General features: G+C 71.1%; 27 protein-coding genes. 15 read left to right on the top strand and 12 right to left on the bottom strand.

Features of this window, described 5'->3' with window-relative positions; translation table 11 throughout:
* Nucleotide 1: 1 nt before the first annotated feature.
* The gene (locus EV562_RS10215; protein ID WP_208298332.1) at nucleotides 2-1,711 is read right to left on the bottom strand and encodes an AMP-binding protein; all 1,710 of its coding nucleotides are present in this window, start codon (nucleotides 1,709-1,711) and stop codon (nucleotides 2-4) included.
* Between the two features lie 76 nt (nucleotides 1,712-1,787).
* Here EV562_RS10215 and EV562_RS10210 point away from each other — a divergent pair, with 76 nt between their 5' ends.
* The 3 genes from EV562_RS10210 to EV562_RS10200 are packed head-to-tail and all read left to right on the top strand — an operon-like array spanning nucleotide 1,788 to nucleotide 4,315.
* Entirely contained in the window at nucleotides 1,788-3,065 is a 1,278-nt protein-coding gene (locus EV562_RS10210) for an acyl-CoA dehydrogenase family protein (RefSeq protein ID WP_133886393.1), read from the top strand.
* On the top strand, nucleotides 3,062-3,460 hold the full coding sequence (locus EV562_RS10205; protein ID WP_133886392.1) for a RidA family protein: 399 nt from the start codon (nucleotides 3,062-3,064) through the stop codon (nucleotides 3,458-3,460). The genes EV562_RS10210 and EV562_RS10205 overlap by 4 nt, the downstream gene beginning before the upstream one ends.
* 27 nt (nucleotides 3,461-3,487) lie before the next feature.
* Nucleotides 3,488-4,315 carry an alpha/beta hydrolase gene (locus tag EV562_RS10200; RefSeq protein ID WP_133886391.1) on the top strand — a complete coding sequence of 276 codons (828 nt, stop codon included), beginning with the start codon at nucleotides 3,488-3,490 and terminating at the stop codon, nucleotides 4,313-4,315.
* Nucleotides 4,316-4,338: 23 nt separating this feature from the next.
* Here EV562_RS10200 and EV562_RS10195 read toward each other — a convergent pair whose 3' ends face one another.
* Nucleotides 4,339-4,548, bottom strand: a complete 210-nt coding sequence (locus EV562_RS10195; RefSeq protein ID WP_133886390.1) for a DUF5999 family protein — start codon at nucleotides 4,546-4,548, stop codon at nucleotides 4,339-4,341.
* A gap of 239 nt (nucleotides 4,549-4,787) precedes the next feature.
* Between EV562_RS10195 and EV562_RS10190 the strand changes: the two genes are divergently transcribed.
* Nucleotides 4,788-5,231, top strand: coding sequence for a DUF6299 family protein (locus EV562_RS10190; RefSeq protein WP_133886389.1), 444 nt, complete (start codon nucleotides 4,788-4,790; stop codon nucleotides 5,229-5,231).
* A 130-nt stretch (nucleotides 5,232-5,361) separates the two neighbouring features.
* Here the strand turns inward: EV562_RS10190 and EV562_RS10185 are convergent, their stop codons facing one another.
* The 3 genes from EV562_RS10185 to EV562_RS10170 form a co-directional block, all read right to left on the bottom strand.
* A complete protein-coding gene (locus tag EV562_RS10185; protein WP_133886552.1) occupies nucleotides 5,362-6,219 on the bottom strand; it encodes a DUF2637 domain-containing protein in 858 nt (285 codons plus the stop codon).
* A gap of 705 nt (nucleotides 6,220-6,924) precedes the next feature.
* Nucleotides 6,925-7,626 carry an NUDIX domain-containing protein gene (locus EV562_RS10175; RefSeq protein WP_133886387.1) on the bottom strand — a complete coding sequence of 234 codons (702 nt, stop codon included), beginning with the start codon at nucleotides 7,624-7,626 and terminating at the stop codon, nucleotides 6,925-6,927.
* The gene (locus tag EV562_RS10170) at nucleotides 7,623-8,006 is read right to left on the bottom strand and encodes a DUF4406 domain-containing protein (RefSeq protein WP_166661700.1); all 384 of its coding nucleotides are present in this window, start codon (nucleotides 8,004-8,006) and stop codon (nucleotides 7,623-7,625) included. The genes EV562_RS10175 and EV562_RS10170 overlap by 4 nt, the downstream gene beginning before the upstream one ends.
* Before the next feature lie 48 nt (nucleotides 8,007-8,054).
* On the opposite strand from EV562_RS10170, the gene EV562_RS10165 reads away from it, so the two are divergent.
* On the top strand, nucleotides 8,055-8,813 hold the full coding sequence (locus EV562_RS10165; protein WP_133886386.1) for a DeoR/GlpR family DNA-binding transcription regulator: 759 nt from the start codon (nucleotides 8,055-8,057) through the stop codon (nucleotides 8,811-8,813).
* A 103-nt stretch (nucleotides 8,814-8,916) separates the two neighbouring features.
* On the opposite strand, the gene EV562_RS10160 is transcribed toward EV562_RS10165, so the two are convergent.
* Nucleotides 8,917-9,582 (bottom strand): nitroreductase, encoded by a 666-nt coding sequence (locus tag EV562_RS10160; RefSeq protein ID WP_133886550.1) that lies wholly within the window; start codon nucleotides 9,580-9,582, stop codon nucleotides 8,917-8,919.
* A gap of 177 nt (nucleotides 9,583-9,759) precedes the next feature.
* Here EV562_RS10160 and EV562_RS10155 point away from each other — a divergent pair, with 177 nt between their 5' ends.
* Together EV562_RS10155 and EV562_RS10150 are read left to right on the top strand one after the other, a co-directional pair.
* The gene (locus tag EV562_RS10155; RefSeq protein WP_133886385.1) at nucleotides 9,760-10,353 is read left to right on the top strand and encodes a TetR/AcrR family transcriptional regulator; all 594 of its coding nucleotides are present in this window, start codon (nucleotides 9,760-9,762) and stop codon (nucleotides 10,351-10,353) included.
* A 541-nt stretch (nucleotides 10,354-10,894) separates the two neighbouring features.
* Nucleotides 10,895-11,413 carry a transglycosylase SLT domain-containing protein gene (locus EV562_RS10150; RefSeq protein WP_133886384.1) on the top strand — a complete coding sequence of 173 codons (519 nt, stop codon included), beginning with the start codon at nucleotides 10,895-10,897 and terminating at the stop codon, nucleotides 11,411-11,413.
* 263 nt (nucleotides 11,414-11,676) lie between these two features.
* Here the strand turns inward: EV562_RS10150 and EV562_RS10145 are convergent, their stop codons facing one another.
* Nucleotides 11,677-12,063 (bottom strand): hypothetical protein, encoded by a 387-nt coding sequence (locus EV562_RS10145; RefSeq protein WP_243860017.1) that lies wholly within the window; start codon nucleotides 12,061-12,063, stop codon nucleotides 11,677-11,679.
* A gap of 1,026 nt (nucleotides 12,064-13,089) precedes the next feature.
* Between EV562_RS10145 and EV562_RS10135 the strand changes: the two genes are divergently transcribed.
* The 4 genes from EV562_RS10135 to EV562_RS10120 all read left to right on the top strand — a co-directional run bounded on the left by EV562_RS10135 (nucleotide 13,090) and on the right by EV562_RS10120 (nucleotide 17,272).
* Nucleotides 13,090-14,220, top strand: coding sequence for a type III polyketide synthase (locus tag EV562_RS10135; protein WP_133886381.1), 1,131 nt, complete (start codon nucleotides 13,090-13,092; stop codon nucleotides 14,218-14,220).
* Complete coding sequence (locus tag EV562_RS10130) at nucleotides 14,217-15,170, top strand: aldo/keto reductase (RefSeq protein ID WP_133886380.1); 954 nt, start codon at nucleotides 14,217-14,219, stop codon at nucleotides 15,168-15,170. The genes EV562_RS10135 and EV562_RS10130 overlap by 4 nt, the downstream gene beginning before the upstream one ends.
* A complete protein-coding gene (locus EV562_RS10125; RefSeq protein WP_133886379.1) occupies nucleotides 15,170-15,625 on the top strand; it encodes a nuclear transport factor 2 family protein in 456 nt (151 codons plus the stop codon). Before EV562_RS10130 ends, EV562_RS10125 begins: the two co-directional genes overlap by 1 nt.
* A 222-nt stretch (nucleotides 15,626-15,847) precedes the next feature.
* Complete coding sequence (locus EV562_RS10120) at nucleotides 15,848-17,272, top strand: FAD-binding oxidoreductase (RefSeq protein WP_133886378.1); 1,425 nt, start codon at nucleotides 15,848-15,850, stop codon at nucleotides 17,270-17,272.
* A 195-nt stretch (nucleotides 17,273-17,467) separates the two neighbouring features.
* Here EV562_RS10120 and EV562_RS10115 read toward each other — a convergent pair whose 3' ends face one another.
* Nucleotides 17,468-18,436, bottom strand: coding sequence for an acyltransferase domain-containing protein (locus EV562_RS10115; RefSeq protein WP_133886377.1), 969 nt, complete (start codon nucleotides 18,434-18,436; stop codon nucleotides 17,468-17,470).
* Nucleotides 18,433-19,023 carry a carboxymuconolactone decarboxylase family protein gene (locus tag EV562_RS10110; RefSeq protein ID WP_133886376.1) on the bottom strand — a complete coding sequence of 197 codons (591 nt, stop codon included), beginning with the start codon at nucleotides 19,021-19,023 and terminating at the stop codon, nucleotides 18,433-18,435. Before EV562_RS10110 ends, EV562_RS10115 begins: the two co-directional genes overlap by 4 nt.
* Nucleotides 19,024-19,466: 443 nt before the next feature.
* Between EV562_RS10110 and EV562_RS10105 the strand changes: the two genes are divergently transcribed.
* Complete coding sequence (locus EV562_RS10105) at nucleotides 19,467-20,912, top strand: hypothetical protein (protein ID WP_133886375.1); 1,446 nt, start codon at nucleotides 19,467-19,469, stop codon at nucleotides 20,910-20,912.
* A gap of 54 nt (nucleotides 20,913-20,966) precedes the next feature.
* Here EV562_RS10105 and EV562_RS10100 read toward each other — a convergent pair whose 3' ends face one another.
* Nucleotides 20,967-21,677, bottom strand: coding sequence for a nitroreductase family protein (locus EV562_RS10100; RefSeq protein ID WP_166661699.1), 711 nt, complete (start codon nucleotides 21,675-21,677; stop codon nucleotides 20,967-20,969).
* Between the two features lie 713 nt (nucleotides 21,678-22,390).
* Between EV562_RS10100 and EV562_RS10095 the strand changes: the two genes are divergently transcribed.
* The 3 genes from EV562_RS10095 to EV562_RS10085 all read left to right on the top strand — a co-directional run bounded on the left by EV562_RS10095 (nucleotide 22,391) and on the right by EV562_RS10085 (nucleotide 24,150).
* Nucleotides 22,391-22,930: a hypothetical protein gene (locus EV562_RS10095; protein WP_133886373.1), complete on the top strand. Its 540-nt coding sequence runs from the start codon at nucleotides 22,391-22,393 to the stop codon at nucleotides 22,928-22,930.
* A gap of 76 nt (nucleotides 22,931-23,006) precedes the next feature.
* Complete coding sequence (locus tag EV562_RS10090) at nucleotides 23,007-23,573, top strand: hypothetical protein (RefSeq protein WP_133886372.1); 567 nt, start codon at nucleotides 23,007-23,009, stop codon at nucleotides 23,571-23,573.
* A 52-nt stretch (nucleotides 23,574-23,625) separates the two neighbouring features.
* Entirely contained in the window at nucleotides 23,626-24,150 is a 525-nt protein-coding gene (locus tag EV562_RS10085) for a hypothetical protein (protein WP_133886371.1), read from the top strand.
* A gap of 11 nt (nucleotides 24,151-24,161) precedes the next feature.
* Here the strand turns inward: EV562_RS10085 and EV562_RS10080 are convergent, their stop codons facing one another.
* Nucleotides 24,162-24,836, bottom strand: a complete 675-nt coding sequence (locus EV562_RS10080; RefSeq protein ID WP_166661698.1) for a tRNA-dependent cyclodipeptide synthase — start codon at nucleotides 24,834-24,836, stop codon at nucleotides 24,162-24,164.
* 261 nt (nucleotides 24,837-25,097) lie between these two features.
* On the bottom strand, nucleotides 25,098-26,054 hold the full coding sequence (locus tag EV562_RS35500; protein ID WP_243860016.1) for an RDD family protein: 957 nt from the start codon (nucleotides 26,052-26,054) through the stop codon (nucleotides 25,098-25,100).
* Between the last annotated feature and the right edge of the window lie 121 nt (nucleotides 26,055-26,175).

The raw sequence follows: 26,175 nt of genomic DNA, 5'->3' as shown, positions 1-26,175 counted from the left end.
CTTATGCGGCATCGGAGTCCGGGCCGGGGGCGGGCGGGTCCAGGAGCCGGTAGCGCTGGAGCTTGCCGGTCGCCGTGCGCGGCAGCGCGTCCCGGAAGACGACCTCCCGCGGGCACTTGTACGGCACCAGTTCCGAGCGGAGGAACTCGCGCAGCGCGTCCGCGTCCCGCCCGGCGCCCTCCCTCAGCACCACGTGCGCCACCACGACCTGGCCCCGGCGCCGGTCGGGCCGGCCCACCACCGCCGCCTCCACCACGTCCGGATGCCGCAGCAGCGCGTCCTCGACCTCGGGTCCGGCGATGTTGTACCCGGCGGAGATGATCATGTCGTCGGCGCGTGCCACGTACCGGAAGTATCCGTCGGGCTCGCGCACGTAGGTGTCACCGGTGACGTTCCAGCCGTCGCGCACGTACTCCCGCTGGCGCGGATCGGCGAGGTACCGGCAGCCGACCGGCCCGCGCACCGCCAGCAGCCCGGGTTCCCCGTCCGGCACGGGCACGCCGTTCCCGTCCTGCACGCGTGCCTGCCACCCCGGCACCGGCACGCCCGTCGTGCCGGGCCTGATGTCGTCGTCCGCCGCGGACACGAAGATGTGCAGCAGCTCGGTGGCGCCGATGCCGTTGATGATGCGCAGGCCGGTGCGCCCGTGCCAGTCCCGCCAGGTGGCCGCGGGCAGGTTCTCGCCCGCCGAGACGCACCGCCTGAGGCTGCTCACGTCGTACGCGTCCAGCTCGTCGAGCATCGCGCGGTACGCCGTCGGCGCGGTGAACAGCACCGACACCCCGTGCTCGGCGATCGCGGGCAACAACTGCCTGGGACCAGCCTGTTCGAGCAGCAGGGCGCTCGCACCGGCCCGCATCGGGAAGATCACCAGACCGCCGAGCCCGAAGGTGAACCCGAGCGGCGGACTGCCCGCGAAGACGTCGTCAGGGCGGGGCTTGAGCACGTGCCGGGAGAAGGTGTCCGCGATCGCCGGCACATCCCGGTGGAAGTGCACACAGCCCTTGGGCCGTCCGGTGGTGCCCGAGGTGAAGGCGATCAGTGCCACGTCGTCCGCCGCCGTGTCGACGGCCTCGTACGGTGTGCGGGGCACCGCACCGGACGCCGTACGGGCGTGCAGGTCGTCGGGCGCGTCCCCGCCGTACGTCGTGATCCCGAGGCCCGCGATCTCCGCCTTGGCGAGATCGTCGACGGCGCGGACGTCGCACAGGGCGTGCCGCACCCGGGCGATCTCGCAGACCGCGCGCAGTTCGTGCGGGCGCTGCCGGTCCAGCACGGTGACCGCCACCGCGCCCGCCTTCAGCACCGCGAGCCAGCACGCCGCCAGCCACGGGGTGGTCGGGCCGCGCAGCAGCACCCGGTTGCCCGGGACGACGCCGAGGTCGCCGGTCAGCACGTGCGCGATCCGGTCGACGCGCTCCCGCAGCCCGCCGTAGGTCCAGGTGTCCCCGGACGCGGTGCGGAAGACGGGGCGGTCGCCGGGCGGGCCGGTGAGCAGTTCGGCCGCGCAGTTCAGCCGTGCCGGGTAGTGCAGCTCGGGCAGGTCGAAGACGAGTTCCGGCCACTGCTCGGGGGGCGGCAGGTGGTCGCGCGCGAAGGTGTCGACGTGGGCGGAGCGGTGCGGGTCCGCGCGGCGCGGATCGGCCATGGCGGTTCGCCCCCTTTGTCGTGGTGGGCTCGCGCAACGAGCGTATCGTGTTGGTGACGACAGTCAACGGGGCGCGATAACCTCGGATCCGGACCGGCGGCCCGTCCGCGGGGTGGAGGAGCAGGGGAAGGGACCGGCGATGACCGCATTCTCGCTCGAACCGGAACAACTCGCCTGGTGCGACGAGCTGCGCGCCCTCGCCGCCGAACGGCTGCGTCCACTCGCGGAGAAGGGCGAGCCGGGCCGCGTCAACCGCGCCCTGGTCGCCGAACTCGGCGCCCTCGGCCTGCTGTCCCGGCTGTTCACCTCGGGCGCGCTCGACCTGTGCCTGATGCGCGAGTCCCTCGCCCGCGCCTGCACGGAGGCGGAGACCGCCCTCGCCCTCCAGGGCCTGGGCGCCCACCCCGTGCACGCGCACGGCACCGAGTCACAACGCGCGCGCTGGCTCCCGGGGGTGAGCGACGGCACGGTGGTGGCCGCCTTCGCCCTCAGCGAGCCGGACGCGGGCTCGGACGCGGCCGCGCTGTCGCTCCGGGCGGAGCCCGAGGGCGGATTGGACGGCACGGGACGCGGCGCGGGGACGGCCTCGCCGTCGCCGGACGCAGGGAGGGGTACGACCACCGGGCAGGGGACCGCCCCGCCCCCCGCCCCCCTGACCGCCGACGCCGACGGCAGCTCCGCCTGGCGGCTCACCGGCGAGAAGTGCTGGATCTCCAACGCCCCCGAGGCCGACTTCTACACCGTGTTCGCCCGCACCACCCCCGGCGCCGGGGCCCGGGGCGTCACCGCCTTCCTCGTGCCCGCCGACCGCCCCGGCCTCACCGGCACCCCGCTCGACATGCTCTCCCCGCACCCCATCGGCGCCCTCGCCTTCGACGCCGTGCCCGTCACCGCCGACGACGTCCTGGGCGTGCCGGACCGCGGCTTCCGGGTGGCCATGGACACCCTCAACCTGTTCCGTCCCAGCGTCGGCGCCTTCGCCGTCGGCATGGCGCAGGCCGCCCTGGACGCGACCCTCGCCCACACCGCCGCCCGCGACGCCTTCGGCGGCAAGCTGTGCGACCTCCAGGCCGTCTCCCACCAGGTCGCCGAGATGGCCCTGCGCACCGAGGCGGCCCGCCTGCTGGTCTACGCGGCGGCGACGGCGTACGACGCGGGCGCGCCGGACGTCCCGAAGCGCGCCGCGATGGCCAAACTCCTCGCCACCGAGACCGCCCAGTACGTCGTCGACAAGGCCGTCCAGCTGCACGGCGCCCGTGCCCTGCGCCGCGGCCACCTCCTCGAACACCTCTACCGAGAGGTGCGCGCGCCGCGCGTCTACGAGGGCGCGAGCGAGGTGCAGCGCGGCATCGTCGCGAAGGAGCTGTACCGCACCCACCGCACGCGGCACGCCGCGACCGAGGAGGCCGGAGCATGACCGCCGAACGGGTCAACCCACCCGAACTGTCCCCGCCCACCGGCTTCTCCCACGCCGTCGTCGCCACCGGTACCCGCGTCGTCTTCCTCGCCGGCCAGACGGCCCTCGACACCGACGGCAAGGTCACCGGCGACACCCTCCCCGCCCAGTTCGAGCGGGCCCTCACTAACCTGCTCACCGCCCTGCGCGCCGCCGGCGGCACCCCCGCCGACCTCGCCCGCGTCACCGTCTACGCCACGGACGTCGCCGCCTACCGCGTCCACGCCGCCGAACTCGGCCGCACCTGGCGGGAGCTGGCCGGCCGCGACTACCCGGCGATGGCGGTCGTGGAGGTCGTACGGCTGTGGGACGAGCGGGCGCTGGTGGAACTCGACGGGTTCGCCGTACTGCCGTAGACGCCCCCCTGGCCCTACCATTCCGGCATGCCGGACATCGAACTGAGCGCGGGAACCATCGAGTACGAGGACACCGGCGGCGAGGGCCCGGTCGTCGTCCTCCTCCACGGCCTCGTCCACGACGCCACCGTCTGGCGCAACGTCGTCGCCGACCTGCGCACCGACCACCGGGTCGTGGCGCCCACCCTGCCCTACGGCGCCCACCGCCGCCCGATGCGCCGGCCACCCACGCCCGACCTGGTCAACGAACTGATCGCCGAGTTCCTCGACCGCCTGGACCTGACGGACGTCACCCTCGTCGAGAACGACTGCGGGCGCGCCCAGACGGTGGCCGCCCGGCACCCGGAGCGGCTCGCACGGCTGGCGCTCGTCGCGTGCGAGGCGTTCGACAACTACCCGCCGGGCCTGCCCGGGAAGCTGATCGGCATCGCCTGCCGGGCCCCCGGCGGCGTGTCCCTGCTGGTGCGCACCCTCGGCCTCAAGCCGCTGCGCCGCCTCCCGGTCGGCATCGGCGCCCTCACCAAGCGGCCCGTGCCGGACGCGGTCGTCGACGGCTGGCTGCGACCGCTGCGCACCGACCCGGCGATCCGGCGCGACTTCCGCCACTACGGCACCCACGTCCGCCGTGACGAACTGCTGGAGGCCGCCCAGGGGCTGCGGAGATTCGACCGGCCCGCACTCGTCGTCTGGGCGACCGAGGACCTGATGATGCCCCGTGCCCACGGCCGGCGCCTGGCCGAACTCCTCCCGCAGGGACGGCTGGTGGAGGTCGAGAACACCCGGACGCTGATCCCCGAGGACCAGCCGGAGCTGCTCGCCTCCCTGCTGCGGGAGTTCATCGCCGAGAAGCACTGACCACCGTCGCGGCCCGCGGGCGGTCAGGCGGCCGTCGCCAGGTGTCCGCCGGGCACCCGGTGCGGGACGACGACCAGACCGTCGGGCCGCAGCTCTCCGGTGTCGTCGAAGACGATCGTGCCGTCGCACAGCAAATTCCACCCCTGCTCCGGGTGGGCGGCGACGACGTGCGCGGTGACGGCCCGCGCCTCGGGGGAGCCGGCCGCGGGGCAGGAAGTCCGGTGGGTACACATGGCGCACCTCCACGTCGGGAGACCGTCCCGTCGTCGGGACCGTCGCGTGTACCGACCGTGCGCCCGCCGTGGGCGCGTCGCCAAGTCCCGCGCGGCAAGCGTGACAACACCCGGACACACCGGCGACGGTTCCACTACGGCCGACGCGGACTCGCCACCGAAGGGGTGACGGTCACGGTCGCCGGCCCCTGCGCCCGGTACCAGTGGAACCCCTCGTTCCGCACTTCCGGGAGGTTCCCATGTCCGTACGGTCCGCCGCCCTCGCCACGGCCGCCGGCGCCGTCCTGCTCCTGCTCGCCGGGCCCGCCGCCACGGCCGCACCCCATGACGCCCGCCTCGTCGCGGAGTCGGTGACCGTGGACCCGGCCGGCCGTCTCGCCGCCGACGGCCGCGTCACCCTCTCCGGCACCTACCGCTGCACCGGCGGCACCGGACCGGTCTACGTCAGCTCCACGGTGAGCCAGACCGACCCGTCCGTCCGGTACGGCGTCGGCGGCACCCGCGCGGTCTGCGACGGCCTGGAGCACCGCTGGGTCAACACCGGCACGCCCGACACGGTCGTCCTCAAGCCCGGGGCGGCCCACGTGGAGGCCACCCTGATGGAACTGCGCCCCATGGGCATCGTGCCGCTCCCGAGCTTCCACGCCCGGCAGGCGCAGGACGTCACACTGACGGCGGCCTGACCCCTCGCCCCCGGCGCTCGCCCTCCGGACCTCCCCGGACGCGGCCCGGTCCGCGTTCCGCATCTCCCCTTTCCCCTACGCCCCGGGGAGGAAAGGGGGACCGGTTCCTATCAGCTTGTTCCGCCGGGGTTCAGGCTCTTTTCCCGGGGCCCGTGCCGGGTCGCGGTGAACGCACCATGTGCTGCCGCTGCTGCGGGAGGGCCACCGGGTCGGAGGCGGCCCTGCCCGACGCCTCGTCACCCGGTGCGACCGCGGCGCGCTGCCGGTGGCGCGGCACCGCGCGCCGGGGCGGCCGGGTGAGCGTGATCTGGCGGACGACCTGCTGGAAGCAGACCAGCGAGGCCAGACCGGGCAGGGCGGCCGCGGCGGCGTCGCTGACGGTCCTGGGCGCCTCGGCGATGCACAGCAGCATCGCGATGGCCGAGAACAGCAGCACGACGGCCCAGGAGTGCACCGCGCGGCGCTGGTGCAGCGCCGACCGCAGCACCGCGAGCGAGGCCACCAGCCAGGGCCCGTAGACCAGCAGCGGCCACCACGACACGACGCTGCCACGCGTGCGGGTCACGGCGGCCAGCCGCAGCGGCTCGTAGGCCACCATGCCGCCGAACAGGCTCACGGAGGCCGCGATGACCGCGGCCAGCGCGGCGACGAACAGGCTCGCGGCGCGCAGCCTGCTCACCCTTCTCCCTCTGCGGACCCTGCGATGGCTCGTCGGGGACTCCCTCAACGGGGGCAACTCCGCCGTGATCTCCTGGAGATTGCTCAGCGGTGTGCCCGGGGCGGGCGCGAGCGCCGAAGTGTCCGTGGCGGCGGGGGAGGGGGCGACGGTCTGCTGCTCCATCGCGTCCTGGAGCAGGAACGCGAGTTCCTCGGCCGGGTCCCAGCCGGGTTCGGGCGGGACCAGGACCTCCTGGTAGGCCGCCTCGGGCGCCCGGTGCCTGCCGGTGCCGGTGCCGGTGACGCGGAAGGCTCCCTCGCCGTACGGCATGTCGGGGTGCGGGTGTTCTTCGTACACGGGGCGCCGATCACTCCGGCCGGGAGCACGTCAGCGAACCCTGCGTACGGCCCCATCGCTCGGCGAGGCCGATCTCCAGCTCGGTCATGACGTCGAGGAAGCGTTGCAGCACGGGTTCGGTGACCCGGAGCGGGACGGGCTGACCGCCTCTGGTCAGGGTTCCGTCACCCGGTGACGGAAAGTGATCTCTGCCGGGCCTGTAGGCGTACGGGCCGAGCGCTGTCAATTCCCCGTGTTCCTCGGTCATATCCGAAGTAACGTCTGCCTACTCCGTCGGATGCGCGGCAGTCGAGTGAACGATTTCTGCGATACTTACCCAATCTCGAATTCACACCGGTACGGATCGTGACCCGGTACGAAAAGCACCGAACAGCGCGCGAACGGTGGAAACCGCTTCGTTCGGCCGCGCGTACGGGTGGTCTTTCGAAAGGCGAGCCGCGGCGACGGCCCCGCGGCGGTCGGCTGTCCCGTTCGGCAGATGCGGGCCCGCCCTCCGGGCCACGAACGCGACCGGTTCGACATCGCGGCCGCCACCCTCGCCCACTGCTTCCGCCACAGCATCCCCCAGCCCCTGCCGGCCGCCATGCGGAGTATCACCCACCGTGATGCCGACGCGGCCGGACCCACCCGGAACTCCGGCACGTGGCGCGCGCCGTCGCGTACCGCGCCGGCCGGACGTCATCGGTGAGGTGAGGTGGTGGCGACCGGGCCTGCCGGGTGCGGGGAGAAGGGGCCGTCCAGGGCCGCCCATTGCAGGAGCAGGACGGTCTTGCCGTCGGTGATGCGTCCGTCGCGGGTCATGGCGAGGGCTTCGGTGAAGGGCACTTCGAGGACCTCGATGTCCTCGCCTTCCTCTTCCACTCCGCCGCCGGCTCCGACGCGGTCGGCGGGAGAGTAGGGGGCGGCGAAGAAGTGGAGGCGTTCGGTGACGGAGCCGGGGCTCATGTAGGCGTCGAGGACGTGGGTGAGCGGGCCGAGGGTGACGCCGAGTTCCTCGGCCGCCTCGCGGCGGATCGCGGTGTGCGGATCGTCCGCGTCGAGCAGACCGGCCGCGGCCTCGACGAGCATGCCGTCGGGGTGGTCGTTGACGTAGGCCGGGTACCGGAACTGGCGCGTGAGCAGGACACAGCGGCGTCCGGTGTCATAGGGCAGGACGACGGCGCCGTTGCCGCGGTCGTACGTCTCGCGCACCTGCGTCTCCCAGCGGCCGTCGCGGCGGCGGTAGTCGAAGGTGGTGCGGCGCAGTACGTGCCAGCCCTGGGACGTCAGCTCGACGTCGCGGACCCTGACGGCCGGATTGCGGTCGAGAGCGCGCCCGGTCCGGTCGAGCCCTGTCCGCCCGCGGTGGTCCGGGACGTCCACACCGGGGCGGGGCGTCACGCCGCGCCCTGCCGGTCGAGGGCCGGGATCTCCGCGACGTCGTAGTAGACGGGCAGGCCGCGGCGGCGCGCGAGAGCGACGTCCTGGTCGGCACCGGCGGACTCGCCGGGCAGCCGCAGCACGGCGTCGCAGCGGGCCAGCAGGCGCTCGGCCGTCGGGTACAGCACCTCGTCGGCGAGGCGGTCGGTGGGGCCCGCGCCGGCCGAGCGCAGCACGGGCAGGGCGATCCACTCCCCGATGACGGGGAGGTGCCCGGCGGCGAAGACGGGCCACGCCGCCGATTCGAGGCGCGCGAGATTGGCGGCCATGGCCTGTGGGTCGCCGTCGGTGCCGGACCGATAGGGACCGGCGATGAGGATCAGCATGGGCTTGTCGGTCATGGGCGCTACGATACATGCAGAAACGTGCAAGAACGGGAGAGAACAAGGATGCTGGCTGCCGAACGACGCGATCACCTGCTGGATCTGCTGGCCCGGCGGGGCAAGATCGTCGCCAAGGAGGTTGCCGCCGAGCTGCGGATCTCCGAGGACTCCGTGAGGCGTGACCTGCGCGACCTGGCGAGTGAGGGGCTGTGCCAGCGGGTCTACGGCGGGGCGCTGCCCGTCTCACCGGCCGTGGTGGACTACGGCGCCCGGCAGAGCGTGGCCCCGGACGGCAAACGGAAGGTCGCGGCGGTGGCCGCCGGGCTCGTACGGCCCGGCGGCACGGTGATCCTCGACGGCGGCACCACCGCCCTGGCCGTCGCCCACGCGCTCCCGCGGGATCTGGCCTGCACCGTGATCACCCACAGTCCGCCGATCGCCGTCGCGCTGCTCGACCACCCGCAGGCCGAGGTCTTCATGCTGGGGGGCCGCCTCTTCAAGCACTCGGCGGTCGCCTGCGGCGCGGCTGCGGTCGAGGCCGCGCAGAACGTCTCCGCCGACCTCTTCCTCCTCGGCGTCACCGGCGTGCACCCCGAGGCGGGGCTCACCACCGGCGACGCGGAGGACGCGGCGATGAAGCGCGCTCTCGCCGCGCGAGCGGCGGACACCTACGTGCTGGCCTCCTCCGAGAAGATCGGCACCGCTTCCCGGTTCCGTGTCCTGCCCTGGGAGGACATCACCGGCCTCATCACGGACCGGGCCCCGCACGACCCGGTGATCGAGCAGCTCGCGGAGAACGGGGTCGACGTGCTGCGGACCGAGTGAGGGCGGCGGAGATCCGGCTGCTGAACGCGACCGACGCGGCCTGCGGGACACGGGGTCGCGTTCCTCGACGAGACGTCGTGGTCAGGACCCTGCGGAAGGGTCTCTAGGCGTGGAAGGTGGTGGTCGCCGACAGCGCCGCCCGGCCGGTTGAGACCCGGTTCACCGGCGCGTTCTCGTCGGCGTAGCCGAAGGAGATCCCCACGAGCAGCTTCCCCTCTTCCACTCCCAGTTCGTCGCGGACGGTGTCGGCGTAGAAGCTCAGCAGGCCTTGCGGGCAACTGGACACGCCGTGGGCGGTCAGGGCCAGCAGCAAGGTCTGCAGGTAGGCGCCGACGTCGGCGGCCAGTCGCGGACCCCCGTCGCCGGTGACGAACAGGAATGCGGCATGGGGTGCCCCGTAGAAGCCCAGGCTCTCGGCGTCGTAGGCCGCACGGGCCGTGTGGTCCTCGGGGCCGATGTTCAGCGCCCCGTACAGGTCGGCGCCGAAGGCGGCCCGTCGCTCCTGGTGGACCGGTGCGTACATGCCCTCGGAGTACGGGTAGTCGGGCGTGACGCGTTGCTCGGCGTGGGCCGTGCGAAGGGCGTCGGCCAGGCGGTCCCGCTGTGCGCCGCCGACGACCTCGACCCGCCACGGTTGCGCGTTGGAGTTGGACGGCGCGGCGCCGGCCAGGGCGAAGACCGCGCGCAGAGTGTCTTCGGGCACGGGGTCGGGGCGGAAGGCCCGGGTCGCGTGGCGTCCGCGGATCAGCTGCTCGGCGTACCGCGGCATCGGCGTCCCGCCGGTCCGTATCCCGCCGGTGGGCGTCTGGGTCGCCCGGGTCGGGGTAGCGGTCGGCTCACTCATCGAACTCTCCTCAGGGGCGGCTTCGAGTAAACGCATTCGTTTACCTGAGGGGACTGTACCCAAGCGCCCCCGTTGAAGTAAACGGCGCCGTATACTTGCGTCATGACCTCGGTGACGACGACGCCTCGACGGCAGGGACGCGGAGGACGGGAGCGCATCCTGGCCGCCGCAGCAGGACTGTTCGCGGTCCAGGGGATCAATGCGACCGGCATGGAGCAGATCGCGGAGCGGGCGCCGGTGTCCAAGCGCACCCTCTACGCGCACTTCCGCACCAAGGACGATCTGGTCCTCGCCCACCTGCAGGACCTCGCCTCGACGGGGCGCACCCTGGAGGCGACGCTGGTGCGCGAGGACGTCCCCGCCAGAGAGCGCGTCCTCGCGCTGTTCGACCCGCTCCCGGCGGGCACGGATCCCGTGCGCGGATGCCCGTTCATCGACGCCGCCGTGGAGTACCCCGACCCGCAGAACGCGGTCCACTCCTACGCGCGCGAACGCAAGCTGCTGATGGTGCACCTGGTGGCCGGGCTGGTCGCGGAACTGGGCTGCCGCGAGCCCGCCGTCCTCGCCGAGCAACTCGTGACCCTGGCGGACGGCGCCGCCAGCCGGGCCATGGTGCTGGACGATGCGGACTACGGGCGGCATGCGCGGGCGGCCGCGGCAATCCTCCTGGACAACGCGCTGCCGCCCAAGGGCTGAGGGGCTCCACCGGGATGCCATGACGCGGTCGGCGAAACGCTGTGCACCCGGCGGGCGCCGGCCGGCCGGCGTAAGCCGCCAGGATGCCGGACAGGTGCCGGGACGTCGGCCGGCCCTCCCGGCCGGCACCCCGAACGGTGGCCGAACCGTACCTTTGAGTGACACACCCGTCTCCGCAGGGTGATGGCAAGCTACCGCTGGGTGACCGGTTCTGTGAGGGCGCGCACAGGGCTCACGTCACACAGGGCCGGGGTTAGTAGACGCCCGACGGCCGCTCGCCCGCGCCGGCCCCCAACCGTCCGGGCCGTCGCGCCGCCCGTCTGCGAAGCGGCGTAGTAGGTCACACACTTGTCGCGGCGCCGGGGCGTTGCGCAAGGTGTTCGACGTACCGGGGAGCCGAGCGCCGGGACCGGACGGCAAGAGCCCGTCCGTGATCCAGACACCGGCCCTGATGACGCGAAGCCGCGTCCAACGCGGACACCGCGTCGCCGACCCCCCGTCGGCCTCCCCATCACGTCCCCGAATGGAGAGGTACACCCCCATGCACGCCATCATGCGCCGCCCCAGCATCCGCAAGTCCGCCGTGGCCTCCCTCGGCGCCGCGGGAGCCGCCGCCGTCGCCCTCACCCTCGCCCCGAGCCCGGCGCACGCCGCCGCACCGGCCAAGGCCTCCACCGCGCAGACCCAGGCCCAGACCGACAAGATCGAGGCCCTCGTCAAGGCCGGCAAGAAGAAGCACGGCAACGACCTCGACGGCTGGATCCGCACCGCGCTGGACGTCATGGACGCCAAGAACATCCCGGGCACCTACGAGGGCCTGCACCGCAACATCATGCGCGAGTCGTCCGGCAACCCGAAGGCGCAGAACAACTGGGACGTCAACGCCCAGAACGGCATCCCCTCGAAGGGCCTGCTCCAGACGATCCAGCCCACCTTCGACGCCTACCACGTCAAGGGCACCAAGGACTCCATCACCGACCCGATCGCCAACATCGTCGCCGCCTGCAACTACGCGGCCGACAAGTACGGCTCGATGGACAACGTCGACTCCGCCTACTGACCGGCGGACCCACTGACCGCCTGAGCCCCGGGGACACCGGTCCCACGCGGAGGCCGGCGGGGCCCAGGCAGCACGGCGGGGCCGGAGGGACCACACGTCCCTCCGGCCCCGCCTGCGTGTGCATGCGAGTGCGACATGACCGCTGGTCGCGAATCGGCCCGGCCCGAACGGGCGGCAACCCGCCCTGCTCGAACGGCCTTCAGCCGACGAAGCGCACCCCCCCCAGCCTGGGCGCAAGGGGGCCGGGGAACCGCGGGTGGACGTCACCTGCGACGCAGTGCCATGAAGTAGGCAGGCACCTCGGCGTGTTGACCGGTGGGCAGTGCGTACGTGGTGTGGACGGTGGTGTCCGACTCGGCGAGAACCACGAACTCGTCCGTGCCGAGGAGGGCAAGTGCTTCTTCCCGACCGACGCTGCCGGGGCGGACCCCGGTGTCGAGGACGCGGGTGAGGGCGGGGGGAGGACCGTGCTTCACCATGAGCTCTTGCAGGTACTCCTCAGCACCTGGGGACAGCTCGACGAAGGCCAGGACTCCGTTGTCGCCCATCAGGGTACGCAGGGAGGCAGCGAAGGCGGGACGGTGCTCCGGACGTATCTGGTGAAGGACGGCGCGCATGTACATACTCGCGTCGCCGAGCGTTGCGTGCATGGCGTGCACGCACCGAGGCGTCGAGCAGGTCGAGCACCAGGTAGGCGTGGTCGGGATCGCGGACGCGCGCCGCCCTGACGGCGGAGACGGAAACATCGGTCCCGATCACCCTCTTGTGATGCCGGGCGAGGAAGCGGGTCTGGGTCCCGTTGCCGCAACCGATGTCGAGGAGCGTCTGCTCGGGGTCCAGGTAGGGCTCGAACAGAGGGAGGTCACGGGCGCAGGCGAACTCGGGAGCACAGTCCCACAGCGACGGTTTCCCGTCGGCCGCCGCTTCGGCCCAGTAGGTCTCCCAACTGTCGGCATAGCCGGATGTGTCGGTGTCCATGTACAGATCCCTTGTGACGGTCGGAGCGGATGACTTCGGTGGTGGATCGCGGGGTGGACGGCGGCCTCGCCCGAGGGGCCGGCACGGCGATCCGGGGCCCGCGGCGGAAGTGCCGGAACGCGGGCAGTCCCGTGACGGCGGTCAGCAGGGTGCGCCGGCGAGGAATGATTTTTCCGGGCGGCTGCCTCGTGGAGCTCGGCCCTGCAGCGCTCTCATGTGTTCGCACCCGCGCGGTGACTATCAGTACAGCGCCGTACGGAGCGGCAGGAGAAGCTGCACGGGCACGGGAGACGTGAACGTGTTGAAGGCCTGTGCCCTCCTGCCCGCCCGGGCGGTCCGTGTCCTTGTACCCGGAGGACGCACGGCCTCCGGGCCCGGGCAGTGACCGCGCGGCGCGTCGGACCACGCCCCGAGCCCGGGCGCCAGGGGACGACCGGCTGGTTCACCGCCGATCAAGGCGCGAGGGGACGGCCCTCCGCGGCGTCACGCTCAACGTGTTCACACCCCGCGTCCTCCGGGCGAGTTTTCCGCTGATCGTGGAGGTTACGCGACCGTCTGTACCCGTACGAACGACGGACGGCATCCGGCACCACGAGCAGGCGCCGCCGTCGCAGAGGCGGGCGGACGAGTCGGCGCACGCGCCGCAGGAATACGCCGAAGCCGCCCGGCCCGCCGAATCCGAACCACGAAGGAGCCTCATGGCTGTCCTGTGCTGCCCCGCGGTGGGCGTCCCCGAACACACCATCAGCATGGATCAGACCCTCCACCTGGCCGAGCGGCTGCACGGTGATCACCCGCGTCTGCCCCTGGCGTTGAAGCTCATCTCCAACACGGGCGTGCAGAACCGGCGCCTTGTCCAGCCGCTGGAACGAACGCTGCGCCATCCCGGTGTCGAGGAGCGCACCCGTGTGTACGTGCGCGAGGCCCAGGCGCGTATACCGGACGTGGTCGAGCAGGCTCTGGACAACGCGGCGCTCACCGTGCAGGACATCGACGCGATCGTCTTCGTGTCCTGTACCGCGTTCACCATGCCGTCGCTCACCGCATGGATGATCAACGAGCTGGGCTTCGGTCACGACACCTGCCAGATCCCCATCGCCCAACTCGGGTGCGCGGCCGGCGGTGCGGCGATCAATCGCGCGCACGACTTCTGTGCGTCCCACGCCGATGCCAACGTGCTGATCGTCTCCTGCGAGTTCTGCTCCCTGTGCTACCAGCCGGACGACCTGGAGGTGGGCAATCTGCTGTCCAACGGCTTGTTCGGCGACGCGGTCGCCGCAGCCGTGGTCAGGTCCCGCTCCGAGCACGGGCTGTCCCTGGAGGCGACCGGCTCCCGGCTCGTCCCGGACACCGAGGACTGGATCTCGTACGCCGTGAAGGAGACCGGTTTCCACTTCCGGCTCGACCGCCGGGTCCCCGGCACCATGGAGCAGCTCGCCCCCGCGTTGCGGGCCGTCGCGGCAACGCACGGCTGGGACGCCTCGGCACTCGACTTCTACGTCATCCACGCCGGCGGCCCCCGCATCCTCGACGACCTCTCCCGGTATCTGGGCGTGTCGTCGGATCTCCTGTCCTTCAGCCGCGCCACGCTCACGCACCACGGCAACATCGCCTCGGCCGTGGTCCTGGACGTCCTGCGCCGACTGATCACATCCGGCTCTCTGAGCCCCGGGCATCGCGGAATCGTCGCCGGGTTCGGGCCGGGCATCACCGCGGAGATCAGCCTCGGCACCTGGCTGGGTGACGGCAGGGACGCGCCCGGCGCGACGAAGTCCGCCTCCAATTCCGGAGGCACGCCGGTGACAACCATCGAAAGGAGCACCGAATGAGCACCTCGATCCAATCACCCAACCCCAGCTTCACCTTCGCCGACGGCCCGTGCGTCCGCCGTCTGGGCTTCGGCGCCATGCACCTGACCGGACCCGGCATGTGGGGGCCGCCCTCCGACCCGGACAACGCGGCCGCGGTCCTGCGGCGCGCCGTCGAACTCGGCGTCGACTTCATCGACACGGCGGACTCCTACGGGCCCGGCTACAACGAGGAGCTGATACGCACCGCGCTGTCTCCCTACCCGGAGGGGCTGGTCATCGCCACCAAGGGCGGGATGCTGCGCAGCGGGCCCGGCGACTGGATCAGGGGGGAGAACCGGTCCCCGTACATCGTCGCCCTCGGCCGGCCGGAGTACCTGCGTCAGCAGGTCGAGGTGAGTCTCCTCCGCCTGGGCCTGGACCGCATCGACCTCTACATGCTGCACCGCATCGACGAAACGGTGCCGCTGGAGGACCAGTTGGGAGTCCTCGCCGACATGCGGAGGGAGGGAAAGATCCGCCACGTCGGGCTCTCGGGCCAGCCGGAGGTGACCGTGGAACAGCTCGACCAGGCCCGGCGGATCACCGAGATAGCGGCGGTGGAGAACCTCTACAACATCGCGGACCGCTCGGGCGAGGACGTCCTCGACTACGCGGAGCGGCACGGGATCGCCTTCATCCCCTGGTTCCCGCTGGGGCACGGCGACCTGGTCGGCCCGGACGGCATCCTCACCGAGGCGGCCGCACGGTACGGCGTCACCGGCGCCCAACTCGGCCTGGCCTGGCTGCTGCACCGCTCGCCGAACACACTCCTGATCCCCGGCACCACGTCCGTGGCCCACCTCGAGGAGAACACCGAAGCGGCCGGTCTCCAGCTCGACGACAACCAGTGGCGTGAGATCGAGCAGCTGTGTGCCAAGGCAACGCCGTGGCGCCCCACCGCTCATCACGATCAGGCAGGAGCCCGCTGATGACCACCGCCGGACCCCCGGAGCCGGCCCCCACCGCGCATCCGCACGTGCGCCTCCTCGAAACGGTCTACGCCGACCTGATGCGCCTCGCGGATTTCGCCGCGCCCGACATCGTCCTGCACCCGGCGGACCGAGGCGTCGACGACAGCCGGGTGTGCCGGGGGAAGGAGGACGTCCTGGCCCACGAGCGGGACCTTGTCCGGGCCACCGAGGGCACGCTCGTCATGGACACCCAACACATCGTGGCCAACGACCACTTCGGTGCCGTCCTGGGGACGCTGCGGGCTTCCCGTCCCCGGGTCGTCGCGATGCCGTTCTGCGGACTCTGGCGGTTCGCCGACGGCCTTGTCGTCGAACACTGGGAGAACGCTCATGCGCCTGATCACCTCCAGCGGTTGCTCGCACCCTCTGTCCCGGCCGGCACCGGAGGGGGAGATGTGCCCCGACGCCGGTGAGGCCTTCGCCGGCCGCCGCGTCCGGACGTCCGGTTCACGACGCGAGGATCGGCTCGCCTCCTTCCTCTCGGAGATCCACGCGGCCCCCGCGCTCGCCCGGGACCCCGACCTGACGGCCGGAGAACTGATAGCGGCCGCATACCGGTTGACAGAGGTGAGTCGAGACGGCCACGTCACGACGCTGCCGGGGCCCGAGCGGTGACGGCGACGAGCGCACGTCGGGTGTCGGCAGCCCTCGCCTCGGAGTTCCAAGGGAGGCTGCTGACGCCCGGAGACGAGGACTACGACCGGCAGCGCACCGTCTGGAACGCCATGGTGGACCGCCGCCCCGCCGTCATCGCGGTGTGTTCCTCGACGCGCGATGTCGTGCGTGCCGTGAACGCCGCTCGGGCCGAAGGCCTGCCGCTGTCGGTGCGCGGCGGGGGACACTCCGTCTCGGGCCATGCGCTGCGCGACGGGGGCCTCGCCATCGACCTCTCCGGCATGCGCCGGGTGACGGTCCACGCGGACCGGGGACGGGTGGACGCCGAGGGCGGCTGCCTCCTCGCCGATCTGGACCGGGCCACCGCCCCGCACGGCCTTGCGGTGCCGGCCGGCACGGTGTCCGAGACGGGGCTCGGCGGTTTGGCACTCGGCGGTGGGACCGGATGGCTGACTCGGTCCTATGGCCTGACCTGCGACAACATCGACTCGTGCGAGGTGGTGCTGGCCGACGGCCGCGTGGTCGAGACGTGCTCGGTCACGCGGCCGGACCTGTTCTGGGCACTGCGAGGCGGAGGCGGAAATTTCGGGGTCGTCACCCGGTTCACCTTCCGAGCACACCGATTCGGCCCCGACATGCGGGTGGCCGTGTCCTTGTACCGGCCCGAGGAAGCCCCCGAAGCCCTGGCCGCCTACTCGGCTCTGGCGCCCGGACTGCCCAGGACGATCGGCTGGCACGCGTCTCTGAAGAAGCGTCTGCCGCCCTATCCGTTCGTCCCCGCCGACCGGGTGGGCGATCCGGGGTTGCTGCTGATCGCCATGTGGCTCGGCGAGGCGGACGACCCGGCGGCGACACGACTGCGGCAGCTGACCCGAGTGGGGAAACCGTACGCGCAGGAAGACGTCGTACTGCCCTTCGCGGGCGGCGTGCAGCGGCTGATGGACGCCGAGTTCCCGGACGGGAGGCGCTATTACACCAAGGAAACCCATCTGCGAGCCCTCGAACCGGAGGCGGTCGCCGCGATCACCCGCTTCTGGAGCGACATGCCGATGGACGGGGAGATCGTCCTCCTGCTGCTCGGAGGGGCGTTGCGAGACGTGCCCGAGGGCGAAAGCGCCTTCTCCCGCCGCGGCAGCCCGTGGTGGTTGCAACTGCTGTTGCACTGGCAGGACCCGCGCTGCGACCGTCTCTACGCCCAGCAGGCTCGGGAAGCCGTCGGCCGGCTCGGCGCCAGCAGGGCGCCGGGCGCCTACTTGAACATGCGCAACGCGGACGAGGACGGCGACGTCGGGACCCTTGTGGAAGCGTACGGAGGACCCGGGAAATACGCCCGGCTGCGAGCGGTGAAGGCCCTGTACGACCCGGACAACGTCTTCAGGACCAACTGGAACATCTCCCCGGCCGGTCCGGGAGGCACGGCCGGAGACGGCGGCGATCCGGCATGACCTCGGCGCGTACCCGCCGTTCCGCTGTCGGACAGGGGGCGGCATGGCCGTACTGCCCGGCTCTCAAGCCGTCGGCATCGGGGTCTGAGGTCACGCCCAGCTGAACTGTGCCACTCCCTTCGGCCCCGGTGGGGCACCTCACCGACCACCGGGGCCGCAGGTCACGGGAGACCGCGTCAGCGGCACCACCGCGCCTCACCAGGCGAAGGCGGACTCGCTGAACGGGGCGTGCACGGCGACCGTGGACCGGGACAGGATCCTGCGCGCACTCGAAGCCAGGGCACCGCCGGTGTCCAGGTCGAAGACGACGCGTGCTCCCGGGAAGAGGCTCTGCCGCAGTGAGGCCGGGAAGTCCACCGGCGAGACGAGGTTCTCCGCCATGGCCAGGGGCACCGTGTCACCGTCCCGGTACACCCGGCCGCCGGCAGCCGAGTGCACGGGCATCGTTGCGGGGTGCCGCTCGTAGGAGGCCACTACGCCCCTGAGGGCTCCCATCTGAGGGGACAGGCTCGGATGGTGCGAACCGAACGGCACGGGCGTGACGACGGTCTGGACGCCCGTCGCAGACGCCGCCTCCCGCAGAGCACGTACCTCGCCCCCCGGGACGGTGACCACCACCGAACGGTCGTCGAACACCAACGCCACGCGCGCGTCACGATCCCCGCTCCGCAGGATGATCTTCTCGGCCTCCTCGCACGAGCACTTCAAGGCGACCATCCGGCCCGGGCAACCGCGCTGCACTTCAGCGGCCCTGAGGGCCAGATGTGCTCCGTCCCGAAGGCTGAAGACCCCGGCGGCCGTCATGGCGGCGAAGTCCCCTGCGCTGACGCCGAGGACGACCGCCGGCCTCCCGTGCGCGTCACAAAGCGTCCGATGGGCGGCGAGAGACGTGACGAAGGAGGCGAGTTCGAGGCATCCCGTCTGCTGCAACTCCTCGACGGACGGCGGCTCGGCCTCGGTGAGGAAGCGCGACAACCGCACTCCGCCCTCAGCGGCGGACACCTCGTCCGTTTGCTCTGTGATTCGGGCGAGGGCATCAGCGAAGCGCTCACTGCGGCCTGTTGCCGCGGTGACGGCCGCGGGCACGAAGGTGCCCTGGGGCGGGAAGACGTGGACGGATGCGCCGGCGAAACCGGTTGCCGACTCCTGAGCCGACTCGATCACGACGCGTCTCCTTGCGTGTGGGGCGACTGGGTTCCCCGCTGCTGCCCGGACAGCTCGGAGATCGCTGAGGCGATCTCGTCACTCGCAGACTCGAAGTCCACCTCCAGGGCGTTCAGCAGGTTCGCGAGCATGACGTAGTAGCCGATCAACATGATCAGTTCGACCGCCTGCCGCTCGCCGAGGGCCTGACGCAGTGCTGACACCGTGGCGTGTTCAAGCGTGTGTTCCCGCACCAGCTCGCGGGTCGCCGCCAGTGCGACCTCCTCGGCCTCCGTGAATCCGTCGATGTGCACGGTCCCGTCCACCGTGGCGGCGGCCTGCTCGGAAGTCATGCCGCTTCGTTCGGCGATAGGGGCGTGTTGCACTTGTTCGTACGAGCAGCCGAGGCGGCCGGCGACAGAAAGGATCACTGCCTCGCGCAGGCGTGCGGGCAGGCCGGTCGCCGAGAGCAGGGCCACCCCGAGGTCGATGGTGGGCTCAGCCACCGCCGGCGCGTGCGCGAGCATGCGGAACACGTTGAGAGGCACCGGGGAGCGTGTCAGTACCGCCTGGGAGCTGCGTTCGTCCGGATAGGGAAATCGAGCCATGCCGTTCTCCGTCTCTGAGGTGAGGGCTGCCTCCTCGTCGGTGAGGTCCCCGTGCTGCGGGGGCGCGGAGTGCCCGTCGGAGGGTGCACCTGCGTCGTCGTCGACGGCCGCGGAGCCGGACGAGTGATCACCGACCTGTGGTGTCCGGCTTGCCGATCCGGGCGACCGCACACCACCGCGGACCCACGGAAGGCGTGAACGCGATGAACGGGTGTGCCTCAGGTGAACCGCCGCATCAGGGCGCGGCCTCGGCCTGGAACCGTGGTCGGCGCACACGGCCCGGCCGCGCGGCGACGCCCGGCGCGTACCCCGTGGCGTCCGGCTCGTGGATGTGCGTTCAACGCGTTCACGCCTGGGCCGGCGCCGGGCCCCACGGTCCTCGCCGAGTCCTGGCGCGGATCGCGCAGCCGTGCACAATGGACTCACACCAGGCGAACCGTCCGATGCTGCACATGTCGTCACTTCGTGCGGTAAGCGGGCGCTGCCGGAAGGAAGGCATCGTCATGCCGCGTCGTCGCGAGCACAACGCCCAACTCGCCGGCCTGTTGACCGAGTCAGGCACCACCGCCGCGGAACTGGCGAGGAGCGTCAATCGTCTGGCAGCCGCGGAAGGGCTGCCCTTGCGCTACGACCGCACCACGGTGGCGCACTGGCTCACGGGATCCCGTCCCAGAGGGCTCGTTCCCCAGCTCGTGGCCGAAGCGCTGAGCCGCAGGACCGGCCGCCTGGTCAGTGTGAGCGAAACCGGACTCGGCGACAGATCGCCGGAGGCCGGGCTGATGCCACCGGACCACGGTGAGCAGGGGGACGTCGTCGGCAACCTCATAACCTTGGCCAGGACAGACGCACATCCCACGCTTCGGGGCAGGGCGACGAAGAGCGTCTTTCGCTCGATGCCCGTCCCGCCCGTGAGCACGGAACCCGGGTCCACGGGCGTGAGGAGGAGCGGAGATAGGACCGCCGAAGTCGGCCAGGCCGACATCGACCGCGCCCGCTTCATGCTGTCCCACTTCACCAGCAACTGGTACCGGTACGGTGGCCGTCACGCTCGCGCGGCGCTCGCCTCCTACATCGGGGACGACGTGGCGCGGCAACTGTCGCTGTCCGCATCGCCCGACGCGCGCCGCGAGTTACTGACGACCACGGCGCAACTGACGCATGTCCTCGCTGACATGTCAGCGGACAACGGTCACCAAGGTCTGGCGCAGCACTACTACACGCTCGCCTTGGGTATCGCGTCCGAGATCGGTGACCGGAGCCTGCGGGCGATCACACTGCGCGCGATGAGCGTCCAAGCGCTCCGGATGGAAGCGTTCCGGTACGCCGCGGTCCTGGCCGACGCCGCTGTCAGCAGCACCGAGGGAGCCGAGAACGGTGACTTACAGGCGTTCGTCCTCGTGCAGCGCGCCCACGTACGCGCGAAGGCGGGTCAGCACCGCTCAGCCCGCCTCGACATCGAGGCGTCGGAAGAATGCCACGGGAGGGCGGACTCCGGTGAGGGCCCCTTCTCCTGCTATCCGGAGACAGGACTTGCCTACCGGAAAGGGCTGGCGCTTCATCAACTCGGCGACCGAGAGGCGGCACTGGCCGCACTGCGCTTCGCGGCGGAGGACCGGCCTCCGCACGAGTTCCGGTTGAAAGCCCTCAGTGAGGCACGGCTGGCCCTGGTGCTCCTGGAACAAGGCAGCGTGGACGAGGCATGTGTCCACGGGCGTCAGTTCACCCAGGTGTACAGGATGGCGCACTCACGCCGCTGTGAACTGATGCTTCACGCACTACAGGCCAGGCTGACGCCGTTTCGCCGTGTTCCCGAGGTGGCTTCCCTGCTGGCCACCTTGACGGCTCTGGGAAGCGGACCTGTCCCGGCGCAGAGGGTGCGAACTCGGTAGCTCGTGTCCCACGGTGAGCCGAAGCGCCTCCCGGACCGGGCGGAGTGAGGCGCCCTACGCGTTCCGGGCAGGTGAGGGGGCCGGGCGCCAGAACTCCTGATGCTGCACCGCTTCGACGGACCTGCGCGGTGCCGGGCAGACATGGGTGCCCTCGGGTCGAGCCACGGCAAGAAGACCGGCCTGGGTCACATGATCCGGCAACCGCAGGATGCCGGCCGCCTCGCGCGCGCGGGCCAGGTGGAGGGTCGTCACCGCGCAGGCCAGACCACGCAGGCGCAGGGCGAGCACCAGGCCCCACAGGGCGGGCCAGAGTGCGCCGTGATGCACCGAGTGCGCCACACCGTCCACCGGCGTAGCGAATCCGGGCTTGCCGAATCTGTCCTCGAAGGCGTCGGGTGACATGCTCAGGCAAGGCACAACCAGGACGGGAACCCGGTGCAGGTGCTCGGCGAGATCGACGGACGCCCGCCAGGACCGGCATCGCTCCGGATCCCCGGCCGCCTGCCCGCCCATCGCCTCCAGATACGGCCGGGACGCCCGCCGATAGCACTCGGCCAGCCGGTTGCGCTGTTCGGCGTCCGTCACGACGACCCACTGCCAGAGCTGGTCGTCGGAGCCGCTGGACGCCGGCAGCGCCGTCGACAGCGCCGCGTGCACCGAAGAGAGGTCGACCGGCAGGTCAAGGTCAAGTCGTCCGCGTTCGAGCCGTGTCGTCGTCAGCGCCGGGCTCACTGGTCTCGGGGGTGGGTCCAGCGGATCGTTCACAGGTGGTCCCTCTCTCTGCCGGGTCTCGCGCCCCAGGTCGCGGCGTGCTCCGATCCCCGTCCCACTGGAATGCACCCCTAGCAGGGCTCCCACACCCAGTGACACACGAGTACGGGTGAACGCGTTGAACGGTGCTCGTGGGAAGCCCTGGGCTCGCTCGCGGCGCGCGGAGGAAAAGCCGCACGGAGACCGGCGTCCACACCGGACCCCTGGCCCTCGACCGGGCCGCTCCGCGGTCGGTCACGGTCGGTACGGCTGCTTCCGGCGAGGGACGTACGGCGGACCAGGACGGCAACGTGGTCGTAGAGCGGATCATTCATGGGGTCATCGTTCAACCCCCGGTGGTCGGCGTCCCGTCCTGCGCCTCCCTCCGGGTGACGGGTACGCGGGTAACCCTGCGCAAGGGCTTGACCGGCGTTCAACGCGTGCACGCGCCGACCGAGGCCGGACGGTGTGCGGGGCGCACCCGAGGAGGGACGCTGTAGTCCGGCGGCCGGAACCATCCGGAAGCGTTCGGAAGGGAACCGGGCGGAGCCGAGTGACCCCGGATCGCTTCGGAAGGCCGCCGGGCTTGCCGGTCAGGACCACGAAGACATGGGCAGCGTCCGCCGCTCGCGCTCCTCGGGTCCCCCACACAAGGCCGGACCGCTCGAGGCCCTGCCGACGTCACTCACTCGACGTGTGAGTGGATCACTCGAAGGACGGTCCGTGCCATGCGCAGAGCTTCCGCTTCTCTTCTGGCCGCCTCGGCCCTCGTCGCCGCTGTCTCCCTCCCCGCTGCTTCCGCGGCGGCGGTCGAGGACGACAGCGGTGTCGTCACCTGCCCCCTGGGCGTGCAGAGCACCTCCTACACCCCCGGGCTCACCCTCACCACGCCCGCGCCGCTCGTCGACGTGCAGTCCAGCGGCACGCTGGGGCCGTGCGTCTCCACCGATCTCCAGCACACAGCGGGGACCTACACCTTCCACGGCAGTGGCAACCTCAACTGCCTGGGAGGAGGCAGTGCGGGAACGGGGAAGATCGACTGGGCCGATCCCGCCACCCAGCCGTCCCGGTTCACCTACACCAGTTCACTGGCCCTACGACCCGACGGCACAACGGTTCTCGTCGCCACCGGGCCGATCACCCAGGGCGACTACACGGGCCACACGATCGTCAACACGGTCGTCATCACCAGCCTCGACCTCCTCGCCTGCACGACGACAGGCGGGCTGACCACCACCTCCGGCCCCTTCCTGGTCACCGTGCTGTGACGAAGCGGCGGCCGGCCGGCCCGCGGCCGGGGGCGGCACATCCAGCAGGGCCGGCAGTTCACGAAACGGAGCAGCAATGGGCAACCGTCCCGAACGAATACTGCGCAAGCTCCTCGCGGTGTGCGCAACCGCAGCGCCCGCCGCGCTGTGCATGACCGTCCCGCTCGGCGCGACGCCGGCAGCCGCATCGGACACCGCTGCGGCTGCCCTGGTGACCTGCGTCGGACAGCAGGTCACCGACTACAGCCCCGGCCTCCACCTCACCCAACCTCGGAACGTCGTCTACCAGGCCAATGGGACGTACGCCTCGTGCCCCCTCAACGACGGAGTGAGCGGGGTGACCTACAGCGAAGGCGGAGCGGTGCCGGGCGCCACCTGCCTCGCCTTTCCTAGCACCGCCACGGCGACCCTGACCTGGAGCAACGGACAGCATTCCACTGTTCAGGTCACGGGCACCGAGATCGACGTCGCCGGGGCCACCCAGGTCTACGTCTCGCTGGGCACGGTGACGTCGGGCCGCTACGCCGGTTCGCTGGTGAACGTGACCACGGAGATCATCCCGGACCTGACCAATCCGCTTCCGTGCCTGACCTCGACCGGTCTCACGCACGTCAGCGGACTGTCCACCCTCGCCATCCTCTGAGCGCTCGGACCCGGGTGACGAGAACCCAGACATCTCTCGCAGGGAGGCTGCGATGTACGGATTCCTCAGACGCTTCACAACAGCCGGCGCGACGCTGCTCGTCACGGGCCTCAGCCTGGCCGTGACGGGGGGCACCGCTCAGGCGGACGACCCCCCTCTGGCCACGTGCACCGGTGTCACCACCGCTCAGCACGACCCAGGGGTCACCTACACGCCCGCGGACATCGACGTGGAGATACACACCAGCGACACCTGTGTGCTGCCCCTGCTGGAGACGGTGCGGCACGACGAACACTTCGTCGCACCCGGCCTGTCCTGCCTGAACCTGCTCAACGGCGGTCCGGGCTCAGTGACACTGCACTGGGGCAACGGACAGCAGAGTGTGTTCCAGTACAGCTCCCAGGTCACCTCCGCCAACGGCGTCACCACGGTCACGGAGACCGGAGTCATCACCAGTGGACGCTTCGCCGGCCGCAACGCCGTCGAGACGCTCGTCGGCGCCTCACTGAACCTCACCGCCTGCCTCAGCGGCGGCATCACCGGCTACTCCTTCAACTCCGCCCTCGTCATCGTCTGACAACGCCTCAGTCACTGAGCGTATACGCGGACAAATCCCTGATTCCCTGTTGGCCGTAACGAAAAGGACCGGTTGAAGAAGGCACGGTCAAAATCGGTCGGTCGGTGGTAGCAGCGTACGGAGGAAGGGGCGCCGACAAGGGATGGGGTGTCGATGTACGTCGGTAGTTTCGTCAGTAGGTAGCGCGCGGCCATGCACTGACGTGCACGGTCTGACGTGCTGCCACGCAGTTCCCGACCGGCCAGAAAGTCACGGGCGTTCTGCAGACAGGCTTCGCGGAATTTCTGATCGTTGCGGAAGGCCTCATGGGTGCGGGTGCGGAGGTGCGCGTACTGCGCGTTTTCTTGCAGCGTGCCGAGGTCGACGATATAGCTGTCTGCCTCGTGAACTCCCAGGTCGTCCAGGGCGTGCCTGATCCGGTTTCTGAGAGCCCTCACCTCCTTTCGCGCCTTTCGATGGGCATCGGTCTCACCGTAGCCGATGGCGCGAAAGGTGAAGTAGGTTCCCTGCTCCGGCAGGTAAGCATGCACGGAGTCGAATTCATCAAACGCCCACTGTAATATCTGGCGTATTTTGGAGCGAGAAAAGTAGCTGTTGCCGGGGCTCATTCCGAACAGTGCATGGTGCCTCTGCCGGTATATGTGTCCGCAACGCTCCGTGAGAGGTTCAGTGTCTATGTGAGGCATGGGTGCTGCTCCGACTCGAGGGCCGCAGGCGCTCTGGAGCGCGGATACGGCGGCTTGTGGTCGGTTACCCCCGGCGGTCATGCCTACACACCGCGGACGGGCGACTGGCCACCGGCCACGTGGGCCGTAATGGCGAGCGCCGTGAGCGGGCACGGCGGTGGCCTCGACGCGCACGGTGCCGAGGCCGTCGGGGGCGGGCATGGAAGGCCCGTCCGCCCGCAGCGCGGCATAACCGCTTCGTGCAGGCCGCCACCGGCCTCGTCAATCCTCCTGGCGGATCGGTGGCCGAGGCGCCACCGGGGGAGGCGGGGGAAAGTACGGGACGGGGGCTTCGGGGTGGGCGAAGCCGGTGAGAGGGGGGTGAGGCGGAGGCGGGGGCGCGTCGTCGCGGCGCCTGCGGGTGGCGGCGGCCTTGGCACGGTCGAACGCAACCCGGCTCTTGCGCACAGCAGCCCGGTTCAGGTCGGAGTCGACGACTCGCCGTAGGGTCTCGTGTCCGGCGACCCTCTCCCTGCCGTCCCGAGTGTTCTGGACCGCGTTCTTCCAGGCTGCCCGGGTGTCACGGGCCCTGGTGAGTCCCAGGTCCATCGTCTGGCCGATGCCCTGCCGTGCGGCGCCCCAATCGGGCTGGGGCACCGTGATGTTGCCGACGGTGGTACCGGCCATGCGGTCGGCGAGGGAGAGCCTGCGGCCCCGGAGGGCGGGGGCACCATTGGCCCAGAAGACGGCCACCGCGACCGTCCAGCACAGCACCGACAGCACCACTGAGCCGCTGACCAGCACGCAGCAGGCCACCGCGAAGCAGCCGACGTCGGCGAGCGTGCTGACACCGGCTCGGATCGCGGCCCGGCGAGCACCGAGGGCACCCGGCCCGGTGGGGGAGACGCGCAGGCCGGTCAGCAGCTTGCCCAGGGTGCGGTTGGTCAGAACGAGCGCCGCGAAATGGTAGGCGAAGGTGATGAGTACCAACGCGACGAACGCCTGTTGGACGGCACTCACCGCGGAGCCCCAGACGTGGTCCCACACCCGCTCGGTGGCATCAAGAGGGTGGCCACCCGAGGTGAGCACCTCCCATGCGCTGCTGCCGATCAGCTCGGTGGTGTCGGTGATCATCGCGCTGATGCGATGGAAGGTGAAGGAGCCGAGAAGCACGGCCACCGCGACCACGAGGGCGAAATCGATCAGCCAGGCCGTGATCCGTCGACTGGCCCCGGGCATACGCGGTCCTTGGGCCAAGCCGTATTCTCCGGCTGCTCCAGGCCAGGTGGGCCCCGAATAGTGAGCCATGCACGCCCCCGTGATGACGAAGAGTCAACAAGCAGAAATCGACAGCGGCAGG

This window comes from Streptomyces sp. BK208 (assembly GCF_004364245.1).
In the GTDB taxonomy this organism is placed as follows: Bacteria; Actinomycetota; Actinomycetes; order Streptomycetales; family Streptomycetaceae; genus Streptomyces.
The sequence above is the reverse complement of the archived record's forward strand: the minus strand, read 5'-3'. Positions and strand labels throughout refer to the sequence as shown.

What these genes read in the sequence shown, in the direction of transcription:
- EV562_RS10210 (WP_133886393.1), top strand. Translation starts at nt 1,788, where the DNA reads ATGACCGCATTCTCGCTCGAACCGGAACAACTCGCCTGGTGCGACGAG.
- EV562_RS10205 (WP_133886392.1), top strand. Translation starts at nt 3,062, where the DNA reads ATGACCGCCGAACGGGTCAACCCACCCGAACTGTCCCCGCCCACCGGC.
- EV562_RS10200 (WP_133886391.1), top strand. Translation starts at nt 3,488, where the DNA reads ATGCCGGACATCGAACTGAGCGCGGGAACCATCGAGTACGAGGACACC.
- EV562_RS10195 (WP_133886390.1), bottom strand. Translation starts at nt 4,548, where the DNA reads ATGTGTACCCACCGGACTTCCTGCCCCGCGGCCGGCTCCCCCGAGGCG.
- EV562_RS10190 (WP_133886389.1), top strand. Translation starts at nt 4,788, where the DNA reads ATGTCCGTACGGTCCGCCGCCCTCGCCACGGCCGCCGGCGCCGTCCTG.
- EV562_RS10185 (WP_133886552.1), bottom strand. Translation starts at nt 6,219, where the DNA reads ATGCCGTACGGCGAGGGAGCCTTCCGCGTCACCGGCACCGGCACCGGC.
- EV562_RS10170 (WP_166661700.1), bottom strand. Translation starts at nt 8,006, where the DNA reads ATGACCGACAAGCCCATGCTGATCCTCATCGCCGGTCCCTATCGGTCC.
- EV562_RS10165 (WP_133886386.1), top strand. Translation starts at nt 8,055, where the DNA reads ATGCTGGCTGCCGAACGACGCGATCACCTGCTGGATCTGCTGGCCCGG.
- EV562_RS10160 (WP_133886550.1), bottom strand. Translation starts at nt 9,582, where the DNA reads ATGCCGCGGTACGCCGAGCAGCTGATCCGCGGACGCCACGCGACCCGG.
- EV562_RS10155 (WP_133886385.1), top strand. Translation starts at nt 9,760, where the DNA reads ATGACCTCGGTGACGACGACGCCTCGACGGCAGGGACGCGGAGGACGG.
- EV562_RS10150 (WP_133886384.1), top strand. Translation starts at nt 10,895, where the DNA reads ATGCACGCCATCATGCGCCGCCCCAGCATCCGCAAGTCCGCCGTGGCC.
- EV562_RS10145 (WP_243860017.1), bottom strand. Translation starts at nt 12,063, where the DNA reads ATGCACGCAACGCTCGGCGACGCGAGTATGTACATGCGCGCCGTCCTT.
- EV562_RS10135 (WP_133886381.1), top strand. Translation starts at nt 13,090, where the DNA reads ATGGCTGTCCTGTGCTGCCCCGCGGTGGGCGTCCCCGAACACACCATC.
- EV562_RS10130 (WP_133886380.1), top strand. Translation starts at nt 14,217, where the DNA reads ATGAGCACCTCGATCCAATCACCCAACCCCAGCTTCACCTTCGCCGAC.
- EV562_RS10125 (WP_133886379.1), top strand. Translation starts at nt 15,170, where the DNA reads ATGACCACCGCCGGACCCCCGGAGCCGGCCCCCACCGCGCATCCGCAC.
- EV562_RS10110 (WP_133886376.1), bottom strand. Translation starts at nt 19,023, where the DNA reads ATGGCTCGATTTCCCTATCCGGACGAACGCAGCTCCCAGGCGGTACTG.
- EV562_RS10105 (WP_133886375.1), top strand. Translation starts at nt 19,467, where the DNA reads ATGCTGCACATGTCGTCACTTCGTGCGGTAAGCGGGCGCTGCCGGAAG.
- EV562_RS10095 (WP_133886373.1), top strand. Translation starts at nt 22,391, where the DNA reads ATGCGCAGAGCTTCCGCTTCTCTTCTGGCCGCCTCGGCCCTCGTCGCC.
- EV562_RS10090 (WP_133886372.1), top strand. Translation starts at nt 23,007, where the DNA reads ATGGGCAACCGTCCCGAACGAATACTGCGCAAGCTCCTCGCGGTGTGC.
- EV562_RS10085 (WP_133886371.1), top strand. Translation starts at nt 23,626, where the DNA reads ATGTACGGATTCCTCAGACGCTTCACAACAGCCGGCGCGACGCTGCTC.
- EV562_RS10080 (WP_166661698.1), bottom strand. Translation starts at nt 24,836, where the DNA reads ATGCCTCACATAGACACTGAACCTCTCACGGAGCGTTGCGGACACATA.
- EV562_RS35500 (WP_243860016.1), bottom strand. Translation starts at nt 26,054, where the DNA reads ATGCCCGGGGCCAGTCGACGGATCACGGCCTGGCTGATCGATTTCGCC.